The 14,061-nt window shown below is 72.0% G+C and carries 12 protein-coding genes and 1 tRNA gene; 3 read left to right on the forward strand and 10 right to left on the reverse strand.

The window, feature by feature from the left end; translation table 11 throughout:
• Positions 1–124 precede the first annotated feature (124 nt).
• The 6 genes from thrB to argS all read right to left on the reverse strand — a co-directional run bounded on the left by thrB (position 125) and on the right by argS (position 7,669).
• On the reverse strand, positions 125–1,093 hold the full coding sequence (gene thrB / locus BLW09_RS11505; RefSeq protein ID WP_089912609.1) for a homoserine kinase: 969 nt from the start codon (positions 1,091–1,093) through the stop codon (positions 125–127).
• Positions 1,090–2,214 (reverse strand): threonine synthase, encoded by a 1,125-nt coding sequence (gene thrC / locus BLW09_RS11510; RefSeq protein WP_089912611.1) that lies wholly within the window; start codon positions 2,212–2,214, stop codon positions 1,090–1,092. The genes thrB and thrC overlap by 4 nt, the downstream gene beginning before the upstream one ends.
• The gene (locus tag BLW09_RS11515; RefSeq protein WP_089912613.1) at positions 2,214–3,584 is read right to left on the reverse strand and encodes a homoserine dehydrogenase; all 1,371 of its coding nucleotides are present in this window, start codon (positions 3,582–3,584) and stop codon (positions 2,214–2,216) included. Before BLW09_RS11515 ends, thrC begins: the two co-directional genes overlap by 1 nt.
• The gene (lysA, locus tag BLW09_RS11520) at positions 3,581–5,038 is read right to left on the reverse strand and encodes a diaminopimelate decarboxylase (protein ID WP_089912617.1); all 1,458 of its coding nucleotides are present in this window, start codon (positions 5,036–5,038) and stop codon (positions 3,581–3,583) included. The genes BLW09_RS11515 and lysA overlap by 4 nt, the downstream gene beginning before the upstream one ends.
• 122 nt (positions 5,039–5,160) lie before the next feature.
• Entirely contained in the window at positions 5,161–5,973 is an 813-nt protein-coding gene (locus BLW09_RS11525; protein WP_089912620.1) for an LmeA family phospholipid-binding protein, read from the reverse strand.
• Positions 5,974–5,980: 7 nt separating this feature from the next.
• On the reverse strand, positions 5,981–7,669 hold the full coding sequence (gene argS / locus BLW09_RS11530; RefSeq protein WP_089912622.1) for an arginine--tRNA ligase: 1,689 nt from the start codon (positions 7,667–7,669) through the stop codon (positions 5,981–5,983).
• A gap of 139 nt (positions 7,670–7,808) precedes the next feature.
• Between argS and BLW09_RS11535 the strand changes: the two genes are divergently transcribed.
• Both BLW09_RS11535 and BLW09_RS11540 read left to right on the forward strand, forming a co-directional pair.
• Entirely contained in the window at positions 7,809–8,429 is a 621-nt protein-coding gene (locus BLW09_RS11535) for an iron ABC transporter ATP-binding protein (protein ID WP_089912624.1), read from the forward strand.
• A gap of 68 nt (positions 8,430–8,497) precedes the next feature.
• Positions 8,498–8,573 (forward strand) — tRNA-Arg (locus tag BLW09_RS11540).
• Positions 8,574–8,604: 31 nt separating this feature from the next.
• Here the strand turns inward: BLW09_RS11540 and BLW09_RS11545 are convergent.
• From BLW09_RS11545 to BLW09_RS11560, 4 genes are read right to left on the reverse strand one after another with little or no spacing between them, the layout of a single operon-like run.
• A complete protein-coding gene (locus BLW09_RS11545; RefSeq protein ID WP_089912627.1) occupies positions 8,605–8,874 on the reverse strand; it encodes an HPr family phosphocarrier protein in 270 nt (89 codons plus the stop codon).
• 58 nt (positions 8,875–8,932) lie between these two features.
• Positions 8,933–11,020 (reverse strand): PTS fructose transporter subunit IIABC, encoded by a 2,088-nt coding sequence (locus tag BLW09_RS11550; protein ID WP_089912629.1) that lies wholly within the window; start codon positions 11,018–11,020, stop codon positions 8,933–8,935.
• Positions 11,021–11,054: 34 nt separating this feature from the next.
• Positions 11,055–12,005, reverse strand: coding sequence for a 1-phosphofructokinase family hexose kinase (locus BLW09_RS11555; RefSeq protein WP_172824201.1), 951 nt, complete (start codon positions 12,003–12,005; stop codon positions 11,055–11,057).
• The gene (locus tag BLW09_RS11560) at positions 12,002–12,787 is read right to left on the reverse strand and encodes a DeoR/GlpR family DNA-binding transcription regulator (RefSeq protein ID WP_231946814.1); all 786 of its coding nucleotides are present in this window, start codon (positions 12,785–12,787) and stop codon (positions 12,002–12,004) included. Before BLW09_RS11560 ends, BLW09_RS11555 begins: the two co-directional genes overlap by 4 nt.
• Positions 12,788–12,922: 135 nt before the next feature.
• Here BLW09_RS11560 and rlmC point away from each other — a divergent pair, with 135 nt between their 5' ends.
• Positions 12,923–14,047, forward strand: coding sequence for a 23S rRNA (uracil(747)-C(5))-methyltransferase RlmC (gene rlmC / locus BLW09_RS11565; RefSeq protein WP_089912639.1), 1,125 nt, complete (start codon positions 12,923–12,925; stop codon positions 14,045–14,047).
• Positions 14,048–14,061: the final 14 nt, after the last annotated feature.

The raw sequence follows: 14,061 nt of genomic DNA on the forward strand, positions 1-14,061 counted from the left end.
CGGGAAGGCAGGCAGGAGTGACGGCATGATTGCTAGGAGATCACCCGGAAGCGGAATTCGCTCGTGACGCGGGTTCTTCACGGGTGCGACTGCAGTTTACCACCTCGCGGTGGGGCCATCGGACCTAGGCCGCTGGCGTGTCCGTCCGGGTCGCGCCGGACTCGTCGGCGACCCGGGAGACCGTCGCGCCCTTGAAGTCGACCGCGAGCATGAGCGGCTGCCAGCGGGTCTCCGCGGACTCCTCGACGAGGCGCGCAGCGGCCAGACGCTGGCTCGGGTCGCTCCCGAGCACCAGGATGGACGGCCCCGCGCCCGAGACGACGGCGGCGAAGCCGTTCTCGCGCAGCAGCGTGATCAGCCGGTCGGTCTCCGGCATGGCCGAGGCGCGGTAGCTCTGGTGGAGCTTGTCCTCGGTCGCCGCGTGCAGCAGCTCGGGGCTCTGGATGAGGGCCGCGACGAGCAGGGCGGAGCGGGAGACGTTGAAGACGGCGTCCTCGTGGGGCACCGACTGCGGCTGGAGGCTGCGGGCGAGCGCGGTGGACATCACCGTCTCGGGGACGAGCACGAGCGGAGAGACGCCGCGGTGCACGATCAGCTTCTTGAAGCGCGGGCCCTCCGGGGTGACCCAGGCGATGGTGAGGCCGCCGAACAGGGCCGGAGCCACGTTGTCCGGGTGCCCCTCCATGTCGTTCGCGAGGGCCAGCAGGGTCTGCGCATCCAGGTCGACGACGCCGTCGAGCAGGCCCTTCGCGGCCATGATGCCGGAGACGATGGCCGCGCCGGAGGAGCCGAGCCCCCGGCCGTGCGGGATGCTGTTGCGCGCCCGCAGGTTCAGGCCGGGCAGCGGGACGCCGACCGCCTCGAAGGTGTGCGCGATGGCGCGGACGACGAGGTTGCTCTCGTCGGTCGCCACCTCGCCCTCGCCGACACCGGTGACCTCGACGGTCGCGCCGGGCTCGTCGCGGACGGAGACCTCGAGCTCGTCGTACAGCGCGAGAGCGAGGCCGAGCGTGTCGAATCCCGGGCCGAGGTTGGCGCTCGTCGCCGGAACCTTGACCGCGACGGTCCGGCCGCGGAGGTCGGGCGTGGTCACGCGGTCGCCTCGGCGGCGGAGGTCTGCCCGGCGGGCGCCAGGCCGAGCACGTCGGCGATGGCGGTCGTGTCGACCGGGACGACGGTGGGCTGGACATCGGACCCGTCGGCCGTGCGGAGGGCCCACTGCGGGTCCTTCAGGCCGTGGCCCGTGACGGTGAGGACGACGGTCGCTCCGGCCGGGATCACGCCGGCCTCCGAGCGCTCCAGGAGCCCGGCGACGCTGATGGCGGACGCGGGCTCGACGAAGATGCCGACCTCAGCGGACAGGATGCGGTGCGCCTCGAGGATCTTGGCGTCGTCGATCGCGCCGAACCAGCCGTCGCTGTCGTCGCGGGCGTTCAGAGCGAGCTCCCACGACGCCGGGTTGCCGATGCGGATCGCGGTGGCGATCGTGTCGGGGTCCTTCACGGCGTGGCCGAGGACGATCGGAGCGCTCCCCGACGCCTGGAAGCCGAACATCCGCGGCAGCTTGGTCGCCTCGCCGCGCTGCAGCTCCTCGCTGTACCCGCGGTGGTATGCGGTGTAGTTGCCTGCGTTGCCGACCGGGACCAGGTGGAAGTCCGGGGCGTCGCCCAGCGCCTCCACGACCTCGAAGGCGGCGGTCTTCTGCCCGTCGATGCGGTCCGGGTTCACCGAGTTCACCAGGTGCACCGGGTAGTTCGTGGCCAGCTCGCGCGCGATGTCGAGACAGTCGTCGAAGTTGCCCTGCACCTGCAGCAGCTGAGCGTTGTGCGCGATCGCCTGGCTGAGCTTGCCCATCGCGATCTTGCCCTCGGGCACGAGCACGACGGCCTGGATGCCCGCGTGCGTCGCGTAGGCGGCGGCCGATGCCGAGGTGTTGCCGGTGGAGGCGCAGATGACCGCCTTCGCACCGTGCTCGACGGCCTTCGAGATCGCCATGGTCATGCCGCGGTCTTTGAAGGACCCGGTCGGGTTCATGCCCTCGAACTTCACGTACACGTCCGCGCCCGTCCGCGCGGAGAGCGCCGGGGCGGGGATGAGCGGGGTTCCGCCCTCGCCCAGCGTGACGATCGGAGTGGCGTCGGAGATGTTCAGGCGGTCCGCGTACTCGCGGAGGACGCCGCGCCACTGACGACTGTAGGCCTTGGGCTGGGGCATTACGATCCTTCGACTCGGAGAACGGAAGAGATGGCGATCACGACGTCGCTCGCCGCGAGAGCCTCGACGGTGGCCGCGAGCGCGGCCTCCTCGGCTTCGTGGGTGCCGATCACCAGGGTAGCGGTGGCCGTCCCGCCGCCGTGAATCGGCCCGGCCGCCGCGGGCGCCGCTCCGGCGAGCACGACGGGCCCCGTCGTGCTCGGCACGGACTGCTGCACGGTCTCGACGCTGACCCCGCCGTCACTGAGGATGCGGGCCACCGCGGCGAGCACGCCGGGCTGGTCCTCGACGTCGAGCGTGATCTGGTAGCGCGTCACGACGCGTCCGATGTCGAGCACCGGCAGGTCTGCGTGCGTGGACTCGGCGACGCCCGGCCCGCCGACCACGTGCCGCCGGGCGGCGGACACGACGTCGCCGAGCACGGCGGACGCCGTCTCGACTCCCCCGGCCCCTGCGCCGTAGAACATGAGGTCACCGGCGGCGGCGGCCTGCACGAAGACTGCGTTGTGGGCACCGTGCACGGCGGCGAGAGGATGGTCCCGGCTGATGAGGGCGGGGTAGACGCGGGCGGAGACGCCCTCCTCCCCCGTCTCGGGATCGGTCATGCGCTCGCAGATCGCCAGCAGCTTGATGACAGCTCCGGCCTCGCGCGCCGCATCCACCTGCGCCTTGGTGACGCCGGTGATGCCCTCGCGGTAGACGCGGTCGAGAGGCACGACGGTGTGGAACGCCAGGCTCGCCAGGATCGCCGCCTTCTGCGCGGCGTCGTACCCGCCGATGTCGGCGGTCGGGTCGGCCTCGGCGTAGCCGCGGTCGGTGGCCGTCGCCAGCGCGTCCTGGAGCGTCTCTCCGTTGACGTCCATGCGGTCGAGCACGAAGTTCGTCGTGCCGTTGACGATGCCGAGGATGCGGTTGATGCGGTCGCCGGCGAGGCTGTCGCGCAGCGGGCGGATGATCGGGATCGCTCCGGCGACGGCCGCCTCGTAGTAGAGCTGCGCGCCGACCTGCTCTGCGGCGTCGAACAGCTCCGGCCCGTGCGTGGCCAGCAGGGCCTTGTTGGCCGTGATGACGTCGGCACCGGAGTTCAGCGCCTCCAGCACGTAGCCGCGGGCCGGCTCGATGCCGCCCATCAGCTCCACGACGATGTCGGCGCCGAGGATCAGCGAGGAGGCGTCGGTGGTGAAGAGCTCGCGCGGCAGCTCGGTGTCGCGCGGCGCATCCACGTCGCGGACGGCGATGCCCACCAGCTCGAGGCGGGCGCCGATGCGGGAGGCGAACTCGTCGCCCTGCGAGAGCAGCAGGCGGGCCACCTGCGATCCGACGGAGCCGGCCCCGAGCAGGGCGACGCGGAGGTTGCGGTACTCGATCATGCCTGGCTGCGCTCCTTCGACGCGGAGAGGGTGGATGCGGGCGCCGTGTAGCCGGCGTCCCGCGCGAGGAGGTCGTCGATGGTCTCGCCGCGGACGATCACCCTGGCCTCCCCGTCGCGCACCGCGACGACCGCCGGCCGCCCGGTGTGGTTGTAGTTGCTGGACAGCGCCCAGCAGTATGCGCCCGTCGCCGGGACCGCGAGCAGGTCGCCCGGCTCGACGTCGGCCGGGAGGTACTCGGCGTCGACGACGATGTCGCCGCTCTCGCAGTGCTTCCCGGCGACCCGGACGAGGCCGGGCGCGGCCGGCGAGACGCGGTTCGCGATCCTGGCCGAGTAGTCGGCGCCGTAGAGCGCGGGACGGGCGTTGTCGCTCATCCCGCCGTCGACGCTGACGTAGCGGCGGACCGCGGTCTCGCCGTCGTCCTGGAAGGCGACGGGGACGTCCTTCGTCGTGCCCACCGTGTAGAGGGTGAGCCCGGCGGTCCCGATGATCGACCGGCCCGGCTCGAACGCCACGACCGGAGTCGGGATGTCGAGCTCCTCGCATCCCGCGGCGACGGTCTCGGCGATGCGGCGGGCGAGCTCGCCGATCGGCGCGGGATCGTCGGCGGACGTGTACGCGATGCCGAATCCGCCGCCGAGGTTCAGCTCGGGCACGTCGCCGCCGGCCAGCAGCTCCTTGTGAAGGGTGAGGAGGCGGGCGGCGGACTCCGCGAACCCGTCGGCGCCGAAGATCTGCGAGCCGATGTGGCAGTGCAGGCCGCGGAAGGCGAGGGAGGCGTGGGAGCGGATCAGCGCGACCGCCTCGGCGGCGTGCTCCAGGGCGATCCCGAACTTCTGGTCCTCGTGGGCGGTGGCGAGGAACGCGTGGGTGTGGGCGTGCACGCCGCTGTTCACCCGCAGCCGGACGCTCTGGCGCACGCCGTGGCGGTCCGCGGCGGCGGCGACCCGGCCGATCTCCTGCACGCTGTCGATGATGATGGCGCCGATGCCGGCCGCGACGGCCTGGTCGATCTCGGCGAGCGACTTGTTGTTGCCGTGGAAGCCGATCCGCTCCGGGTCGACGCCGGCGGCCAGGGCGACCGCCAGCTCGCCTCCGCTGCAGACGTCGATGTTGAGACCCGCCTCCGACATCCACCGCGCCACCTCGACGCTGAGGAACGCCTTGCCGGCGTAGTAGACCTTCGCGGCCGTCCCGATCTCGGCGAAGGCGCGGTCGAACGCCTCGCGCACCTCGACGGCGCGTGCCCGGGCGTCCTCCTCGTCGACGACGTACAGCGGCGTGCCGAAGCGGGCGGCGAGTGCGGTCGCGGTCACACCGCCGACGACGAGCTCTCCGCCGGCGCGATCGGCCGTGCGCGACCAGAGGCCCGCGGCGAGGGCGTTCGCATCCGCCGGCACGTGCAGCCACGGCGGGGCGAGCGGGTTGGACGCAGCGACGGAATCAGCCATAGGGAACCTCACGGGTGGCGACGAGTGGGGGTCTCCTAGGCGAGCGGACCCGGGTTGGCCCCTGAAGCCGGTGGAGATGACAGCAGAAGTCTATCCAGGCTGCACGGCACGCTCGGTGCGTGTTACGAACAGCTCCCCTTGCTGTTGAGGAACTTCTGGTCGAGGACGAAGTCGCTCGCGGTCAGCTCGACGGTCGCATGGCCCGGCGTCACCCGGATGTCGGACACCTGGACGCCCGCCGGCAAGTACTGCGCGGCGCACACGGGGAACGGCCCCTGCGACGTGAGGGCCTGGAGCAGACGGCTGAGGTTCACGTCTCCCGCGCCCGTCGTGAGGTTGGCCTTGTCCGGCTTCAGCAGAACCTGCGAGCCCGCCGCCTCCGGCGTCGCGGTCACCGTGTAGCCCACGGGGAGCCCGAGCAGGTCGATCTTCCCGTCGTAGCCGATCGTCCCGTCGCCGAGAGTGATGTCGCCGGTCGCACCGGGGATCTTCACCAGGGTGTTCAGCGACGTCTGGTCGATGCGCAAGGTGCCGGTCGCGTCGGCGATCGGCTTCGAGAAGTCGGCGGGGACGCCCGTGGCGACGACCTTCGCACTCAGCGGGGCCCCCTGCACGACGAGCTTCGGCGCGTCCAGCTCGACCCGCTGGAACGAGCCGGAGAGGTACTGCTGCAGCACGGAGAAGCCGCCGATGTGCGTCGTCACCTCACCGCGGATGTCGGCGGGGAGGTTCTTCTCGATCTCGTCGGACACCCGCTGCTCGGCGTAGGCGCGGACGGCGGTGTCGGCCACCACGAGCAGGATGACCACCACGGCCACCGGGATGCCGATGGCGAGCAGGAGGCGCAGCCACCGCGGTCGCCGGCGGCTCGGCGCTGTCGCCTGCGGCCCCGGCGCCTGCGGCTCGGGGATCACCTGGGTGGTGTCGTCGCTCATCCGGTCGTCACATCCGGTCCGGCGCGGAGACACCCAGCAGGCCGAGGCCGTTGCGGATGACCTGGCCGGTCGCGTCGTTCAGCCAGAGGCGGGTGCGGTGCAGGTCGGTGACGGGCTCGTCGCCGTGCGGGAGCACACGCGTGGAGCCGTCGCGGACCGCGTACCACGCGTGGTAGAGCCCCGCGAGCTCCTCGATGTAGCGCGCGACCCGGTGCGGCTCGCGCAGCTCGGCCGCCTGCGCGACGACGCGCGGGAACTCCTGGAGGCCGCCCAGCAGTGCCGACTCGGTCTCGTGGGTGAGCAGTTCCGGCGCGAAGACGCTGTGGTCGACGCCTGCCTTCTCGGCGTTCGCGGCGACCGAGCGGGTGCGCGCGTGGGCGTACTGCACGTAGTAGACCGGGTTCTCGTTGCTGCGCTTGGTCAGCAGGTCGAGGTCGATGTCGAGCTGCGAGTCGGTCGAGGAGCGCACCAGGGCGTAGCGGGCGGCGTCGACGCCCACCGCATCCACCAGGTCGTCGAGCGTGACGATGGTGCCCGCCCGCTTGGACATGCGCACCGGCTCGCCGTCCTTCACCAGGTTCACCATCTGGCCGATGAGGATCTGCAGGTTGACGTTCGGGACGTCGCCGAAGGCCTCGACCATCGCCATCATGCGGCCGATGTAGCCGTGGTGGTCGGCACCCAGCATGATGATGTTCTGCTCGAAGCCGCGCTCGCGCTTGTCGAGGTAGTAGCCGAGGTCGCCGGAGATGTAGGCGGGCTCGCCGTTCGAGCGGATGATGACGCGGTCGCGGTCGTCGCCGAAGGCGGTGGTGCGCAGCCAGATGGCGCCGTCCGCCTCGAAGATGTGCCCCTGCTCGTCGAGACGCTGGATGGCGCGCTCGACCGCGCCGGAGGCGTGCAGCGAGTCCTCGTGGAAGTACACGTCGAAGTCGACGCCGAACGCGTGCAGGCGCTCCTTGATCTCCTGGAACATCAGCTCGGTGCCGATCGAGCGGAACACCTCCTGCTGCTGCTCGCGCGGGAGGCTCGCCAGGTCGCCGTCGTAACGCTCGACGACCCGGTCGGCGATCTCGCCGATGTAGCCGCCGCCGTAGCCGTCCTCCGGAGTCGGCTCTCCGAGGTAGGCCGCAAGCAGGCTGCGCGCGAACCGGTCGATCTGCGACCCGTGGTCGTTGAAGTAGTACTCGCGGGTCACGTCGGCGCCCTCGGCCTGCAGGATGCGGGCCAGGCTGTCCCCGACGGCCGCCCAGCGCGCGCCGCCCATGTGGACGGGCCCGGTCGGGTTGGCCGAGACGAACTCCAGATTCACGGAGAGGCCGTCGTAGATGTCGCCGCGGCCGTACGCGTCGCCGGCCTCGACGATGGTCTTGGCCAGCTGGCCGGCGGCTGCGGCCTCCAAGCGGAAGTTGATGAAGCCGGGACCGGCGACCTCGGCCGACGCGACGCCGTCGATGCCGGCGGCCGCCGCCGCGATCTGCTCGGCGAGCTCGCGCGGGTTCGCGCCGACCTTCTTCGCGAGCCGCATCGCGACGTTGGACGCCCAGTCGCCGTGGTCGCGGTTCTTCGGCCGCTCCAGGGGCACGTCGTCGACGGTGAGAGCGAGTTCGGGGAGCTCCGCGTCGGCCGCTCGTCGCTGCTCGACCACCGTCGTCACGATGTCGAGGAGGGCGGCGGAGAGGTCAGCGGGAGTCATGAGGATCGATTCTACCGGGCGGCCACGGACCCGCGACGTCGCGGCCCGTCCCCTCCGGCGCTCCAGGCGGATTCGCGGGTGCGCGAGTTGATAGGGTCATCGCGACGCGCGCTCCCGAACAGGAAGACGACAAGCCGAAATGCCTTCACTCACCCGCCGCTCCGGCCTTCTGACCGCGACCGTCGCGGCAGGCCTCGTCGCCTCCGTCGCGCTGGCCGGCTGCACTCCGGCGCCGACGCCGTCGAAGACGCCGGCCGCCTCCGCGCACGCGACGAAGACGCCGACGACGTCGGCGACGCCGCTGCCCGCCGTGACGCCGACCGCGCCTCCCACTCCGGTCGGGATCACCTGCGACCAGGTTCTGACGCTGGACCAGCTGTACGCGTACAACCCCAACTTCGGCGCGGACCCCGGTTACACGCCGCAGGACGGCTCTCTGGAGAAGAAGATCGCCGGCTGGGAGGGCGTCGCCTGCGCCTGGAAGAACCAGACCAGCGGCGACGTCGTGCAGATCGCGATCGCCAAGCCGCCGTCGGACGCCCTCGAGTCGCTCAAGAACGCGGCGATCACCGCCGCGAAGCCGGTGCCGACCTACGGCGTCCCCCCGCAGGTGGAGGGCTACTTCAAAGCAGGCGACGCGGGCCAGGTGCAGATCTTCCGCGGGCCGTACTGGATCGTCGCCGAGTCCGTCGCGTTCTTCGAACCGGGTGACGCGGCCCCGCTCATGGGGAGCGTGCTGGGCAACCTCCCGGCCTCCTGAACGCGCCCGACGGCCGCCGCCGATTTCACGGTGGCGGCCGGCGGGATGCTAGCCTGGAGAACACCCTGGCCCCCATAGCTCAGGGGATAGAGCGTCTGCCTCCGGAGCAGAAGGCCGTAGGTTCAAATCCTACTGGGGGCACCATCCACCACGGCGGTCTCTCGCCTGTTCGCCGCTAGGCGGCGTCGAGGTCCGTCTCGAGCAGCTCGACGAGGTCGTCCAGCGCTCCCTCCGCACCCGGCGCATCCGAGCGCAGGGTGACGACCGTGCCCTTTCCGGCGGCGAGGCCCATGAGCGACAGGATGCTGCGCGCATCCAGTTCGGGTCCGTCGCCGACGGCGATCGTGACCGGGATGGCCTTCTCCTGCACCGCCTGGACGAACAGCTTGGCGGGGCGGGCGTGGAGGCCGGAGGCGCTGGCGATGGTGGCGTGACGTTCGGTCATGGAGTGTCCTTGTTCTGTGTGTGTGTGTGTGTGCGCGCGCGGTGGCCGGGAGCCGCGGTCAGGCGGCCACGGTCTCCGGGATGGGCGACTCGGCGGCCTCGGCCGACGTCGCGTCCGCCTTCCGCCCGGCGGCGGTGAACCGCTTCAGGGCCGTGACGATCAGAGCGGTGGTGACCGTTCCGGCGGCGAGCGCCAGGGCGAAGCCCCACAGCGGGTCGATGGCGAAGAAGACGAACACGCCGCCGTGCGGAGCGCGCGACTCGACGGCGAAAGCCATCGCGAGTCCGCCTGCCACGGCTCCCCCGACCAGGTTGGCGGGGATGACGCGCAGCGGGTCCGCCGCCGCGAACGGGATCGCGCCCTCGGAGATGAAGGAGGCGCCGAGCAGCCAGGCGGCCGCGCCGTTCTCGCGCTCGACCTCCGTGAAGCCGCGTCGGTACAGCACGGTGGACGCGAGAGCCATGCCGAGCGGAGGCACCATGCCCGCGATCATGACGGCGGCCATCACCTGGAAGCTGGCGTCCGTCTGCTGCGCCAGCCCGGCGACGGCGAACGCGTAGGCGACCTTGTTGACCGGTCCCCCGAGGTCGAAGCACATCATCAGGCCGAGGATGATGCCGAGCACGATGGCCCCGCCGCCGCTCAGCCCGTTGAGGAACCCGTTCAGCTGGGTCATCAGCCAGGCGATGGGAGCGCCGAGGATGAGCAGCATCAGCCCGGAGGCGATGATCGAGGCGCCGAGCGGGATGATCACCACCGGCATCAGGCCGCGCAGCCACCGCGGGACGGTCGGCCGCCCGATGAGCCACGCTGCGAAACCGGCGAGCAGACCGCCGACGAGGCCGCCGAGGAAGCCGGCGTTCATGAAGACGGCGATGGCACCGGCGACGAACCCGGGGGCGATGCCCGGCCGGTCGGCGATGGCGAAGGCGATGTAGCCGGCGAGGGCGGGCACCAGGAAGCCGAGGCTCACGCTGCCGATCTCGAACGCGATCGCGCCGAGGTAGTAGCCCAGCCCCTCGGGAGGGAGGTTCCAGATCGCGAAGTGCTGCAGCGTGTACACGGCGTTGTTCACACCGGCATCGCCGTGGGCCAGCGCGATGCCGTATCCGCCGAGGAAGGGCAGGAAGCTGATCGCGACGAGCAGGCCGCCACCCGCGACGAACGGGATCATGTAGCTGACGCCGGTGAGCAGGATGCGCTGGATGTTGCGGCCCCACGAGACGTTCTGCGACGCCGCTGCCGCGGTGCCGGTCGCCGAGCCGGCGCCCGCCTGCACCCGGGCGCCCGCCGGGTCCTTCGCGGCCGCGACGGCCTCCGCGACGAGCGCCGCGGGCTGCTCGATGCCGCGCTTCACCCCGGAGCGGACGACCGGCTTGCCGGCGAACCTGGCCTCCTCGCGCACATCCACGTCGTTGGCGAAGATCACGGCGTCCGCGGCGTCGATCACGCTCTGCGGCAGCGCCTGGTAGCCGCTCGAGCCCTGCGGCTCGACCACCAGGTCCACCCCGGACGTCTTCCCGGCGGCGGTGAGGGCGTCGGCGGCCATGAAGGTGTGCGCGATGCCGGTCGCGCACGAGGTGACGGCGACGATGCGCGCCGGCCGGCCGTCGATGAGCAGGGCGTCCTCGACGTCGGGGCGGGTCTGCACGGCCGGCGTCGCGACGGCTTCGGGGACCACGGGCTCGGCCTCTCCCTCGCCGATCGCCTGGTCGACGAGGGCGACCACGTCCTCCGGCGTCTTCGCCGCTCGGAGACCGGCCGTGAACTCGTCGAGCATCAGGCTGCGGGCGAGCTTCGACAGCACGGCGAGGTGGGTCTCGGCCGCGTCGGCCGGTGCGGCGATGAGGAACACGAGGTCGGCGGGGCCGTCGGAGGCGCCGAAGTCGACGCCGGGCGTCAGGCGCGCGAACGCCAGCGACGGCACGGTCACGGCCGCGCTCTTGGCGTGCGGGATGGCGATGCCGCCCGGCAGTCCGGTCTCGTCCTTCTGCTCGCGGGCCCAGGCGTCCTCGAACAGGGCGGCGGCATCCGTCGCGCGACCCTGTGCGACGACGCGCGCGGCGAGCTCGCGGATGACCTCGCTCTTGTCGGTGCGGCCGACGTCCAGTTCGACGAGTTCGGGGATGATGGTCTTCGATGACACGGTGTCCTCCAGGGTGTTCGGGGGGGGTCGGGGTTCAGGGATGCAGCGCGGCGACGCGGATGTCGCCCGGCGGCAGATCGAGGGGGCGCGGGGCCTGGGTGCCCGGCAGGGATGCGGCGGCCGAACCGTAGCGGACAGCGTCGACGAGCCGATCCGCGGGGTCGGCTCCGGCACGATCGGCGAGCAGGTAGCCCGCCAGCGCGCTGTCGCCGGCGCCGACGGTGCTCCGCACGGTGATGCGCGGCACCTCGGCGACGAACGCGCCGTCGGCCGTGACCAGGACGGAGCCGTGCGCGCCGAGCGTGATCAGAGCGGCGCCGACGGTGTCCGGGACGAGCGGGCGGGCGACGGCCAGGACCGCGTCGACCAGGTCGTCGGCGGCCGGCTGTTCCGTGCCGGTGAGCTCCGCGAGCTCCAGCTCGTTCGGCTTGATGAGGTCGGGGTGTCCGTCGAAGACGGCGGCACGCAGGGCGTCGCCCGAGGTGTCGACCGCGATCTTCGGAGCGTCGCCGAGCCAGCGGTCGCGAACCGCGCGGATCACGGTCACATAGAGGTCATCGGCCGCCCCGGGCGGGAGCGATCCGGCCAGGACGAGCCACTCTGCGCCCTCGCAGGCGTCGACGACGGCCGCCACCAGCGCCGCGCTCTCGGCCGGTTCGAGGACCGTGCCGGGCAGATTCAGCTTCGTGGTCACGCCCGCCGGGTCGGTGATGGTGAGATTCGCACGGGCGTGCCCGTGGATCGGGACGGGCCGCGTCGCCACGCCCGCGGAGTGCAGGGCGACGCCGAACGGGTCGTCGTCGGCGAGGGGCAGCACCGCGAGCGCCGGCACGCCGGCCGCAGCGATCACGCGGGCGACGTTGATGCCCTTGCCCCCGGCGTCCTCGCGCGCGCCGAGGGCGCTCTGGACCGCGCCGGGCAGCAGCGGCGCGTCGAGCGTGACGGAGCGGTCCAGCGACGGGTTTGCGGTGAGCGTGACGATCATGCGGACCACACCTCGACATCCGCCGCGGCGAGAGCCTCGGCCAGCTCGCCCTCCGGCGCGGCGTCCGTCACCAGCAGGTCGATGGCTTCGAGCGGCGCGAAGGCGACGAGGGACTCCTGCTGGAACTTGCTGGAGTCGGCCACGACGACGACCCGGCGTGCAGCGCGGACGATGGCCTCCTTGACCGCCGCCTCCTCCGGGTCGGGCGTGCTCAGGCCGAAACCCGCCGAGACGCCGTTGGCTCCGACGAAGACGATGTCCGGTCGCAGCGTGTGGATGGACCGAACCGTTCCCGCCCCGACGGCGGCCGCGGTGACGCCGCGGATCCGTCCGCCGATCACGGTCAGTGCCACGCGATCGGCGCCCGCGAGTTCCGGTGCGACCGCCAGAGAGTGGGTGACGACCTCGGCTTCGCCGCGCGTCCCGCTCAGTCGGTCGGGCAGGAGCTCTGCGACGGCGGCGGTGGTCGTTCCCGCGTCGAGGTAGAGGGAGCCGCGGAAGCCGTCTCCGAGGATGTCGAGCGCCCGCGCGGCGATGCGCCGCTTGGTGTCCGCCCGCAGCGCCGTGCGCTCGGAGACGGAGACCTCGGAGGTGCTGACCCGGTCGACCGCGACGGCTCCGCCGTGCACCCGGCGGAGGGCCCCGGACTGCTCGAGAGCGTCGAGATCGCGGCGGACCGTCTCGGTGGTGACCCCGAAGCGCTGGGCGAGGTCGACGACGGCGACGCGGCCGTCGTCGAGCAGCATCCGCTCGATCAGCCCCTGGCGCTCCATTGCGTACACGCGGTGTCCCTCCGTTGGTTTCCCACACGTTACAACACGTTCACAGAGAAAACAACATACAGATGTGGTTTTTTTTGTGATCGGCGCCTCCGCCCGAGCCGCGTCACAGTACCGGCCCGTAGAATCGGCACTCCGATGGATTGCTCGTACTTCGACGCCGGCGTGTGCCGGTCATGCACGCTCATGGGCGTCCCGTACGCGGAGCAGCTCGACGGCAAGGACCGCCTGGCCCGGGAGCTGCTCGCCCCCTACGGCGACGCCGCCTGGCTCGCGCCGGTCGCCAGTGCGGAGGCGGGCTATCGCAACAAGGCCAAGATGGTCGTCGGCGGCACGGTCGACCAGCCGACGATCGGCATCCTCGACGAGGCAGGACGCGGAGTCGACCTCCGCGAGTGCGGCATCTGCTCGCCCGGGATCCGCGCCGCCCTTCCCGTGCTGGCGGGCTTCATCACCCGGCAGCGGCTGGAGCCGTACCGCGTGGCAGAGCGCCGGGGCGAGCTGAAGTACGTGCTCGTCACCGAGTCGCCGGACGGCGAGCTCATGGTGCGGTTCGTCGCGCGGTCCGATCAGACCGTCGCGCGGGTCCGCGCGGGTTTCGGCCGGCTGCTCGCCGACCTGCCGAGCGCCCGCGTCGTCACCGTCAACGTGCAGCCGGAGCACAAGGCGGTCGTCGAGGGCGACACGGAGGTCGTGCTCACCCGGGAGTCGACGCTCACGATGCGGGTCGGGGCGGTGCCGCTCCGACTGCGCCCGCAGAGCTTCTTCCAGACCAACACCGACGTCGCCACCGCCCTGTACGGCCAGGTGGCGGCCTGGGTGGACGAGATCGGCCCGGCCTCGGTGTGGGACCTGTACTGCGGCGTCGGCGGGTTCGCCCTCCATGTCGCCGCGCCGGGACGACGGGTGGTCGGCGTGGAGACCAGCCGGGAGGCCGTGCGGAGTGCGCGGGCGACGGCGGCCGCCGCCGGCCTGCCGCAGGTGGCGTTCCGGGCCGGCGACGCGACGGCGTTCGCCCTCTCCGCCCCGGTGCCTCCGGAGCTCGTGATCGTCAATCCCCCGCGCCGAGGGATCGGCGCGGAGCTCGCCGGGTGGCTCGAGGGATCCGGCGTCGGAAGCGTCGTGTACTCCAGCTGCAACCCGAAGAGCCTCGCCCACGACCTCGCACGGATGCCCTCCTACCGGGTGCGGTCCGGGCGGGTGCTCGACATGTTCCCGCAGACCGGGCACATGGAGGTCGCGGTGCTGCTCGAGCGCGGCTGAGCGCTCGCGCGTCC

The sequence above is a fragment of the Leifsonia sp. 21MFCrub1.1 genome, assembly GCF_900107895.1.
GTDB lineage: Bacteria > Actinomycetota > Actinomycetes > Actinomycetales > Microbacteriaceae > Leifsonia > Leifsonia soli.

Coding starts and splice junctions, on each gene's coding strand:
- thrC (WP_089912611.1), bottom strand. CDS start 2,214: ATGCCCCAGCCCAAGGCCTACAGTCGTCAGTGGCGCGGCGTCCTCCGC.
- BLW09_RS11515 (WP_089912613.1), bottom strand. CDS start 3,584: ATGATCGAGTACCGCAACCTCCGCGTCGCCCTGCTCGGGGCCGGCTCC.
- lysA (WP_089912617.1), bottom strand. CDS start 5,038: ATGGCTGATTCCGTCGCTGCGTCCAACCCGCTCGCCCCGCCGTGGCTG.
- BLW09_RS11525 (WP_089912620.1), bottom strand. CDS start 5,973: ATGAGCGACGACACCACCCAGGTGATCCCCGAGCCGCAGGCGCCGGGG.
- argS (WP_089912622.1), bottom strand. CDS start 7,669: ATGACTCCCGCTGACCTCTCCGCCGCCCTCCTCGACATCGTGACGACG.
- BLW09_RS11535 (WP_089912624.1), top strand. CDS start 7,809: ATGCCTTCACTCACCCGCCGCTCCGGCCTTCTGACCGCGACCGTCGCG.
- BLW09_RS11545 (WP_089912627.1), bottom strand. CDS start 8,874: ATGACCGAACGTCACGCCACCATCGCCAGCGCCTCCGGCCTCCACGCC.
- BLW09_RS11555 (WP_172824201.1), bottom strand. CDS start 12,005: ATGATCGTCACGCTCACCGCAAACCCGTCGCTGGACCGCTCCGTCACG.
- rlmC (WP_089912639.1), top strand. CDS start 12,923: ATGGATTGCTCGTACTTCGACGCCGGCGTGTGCCGGTCATGCACGCTC.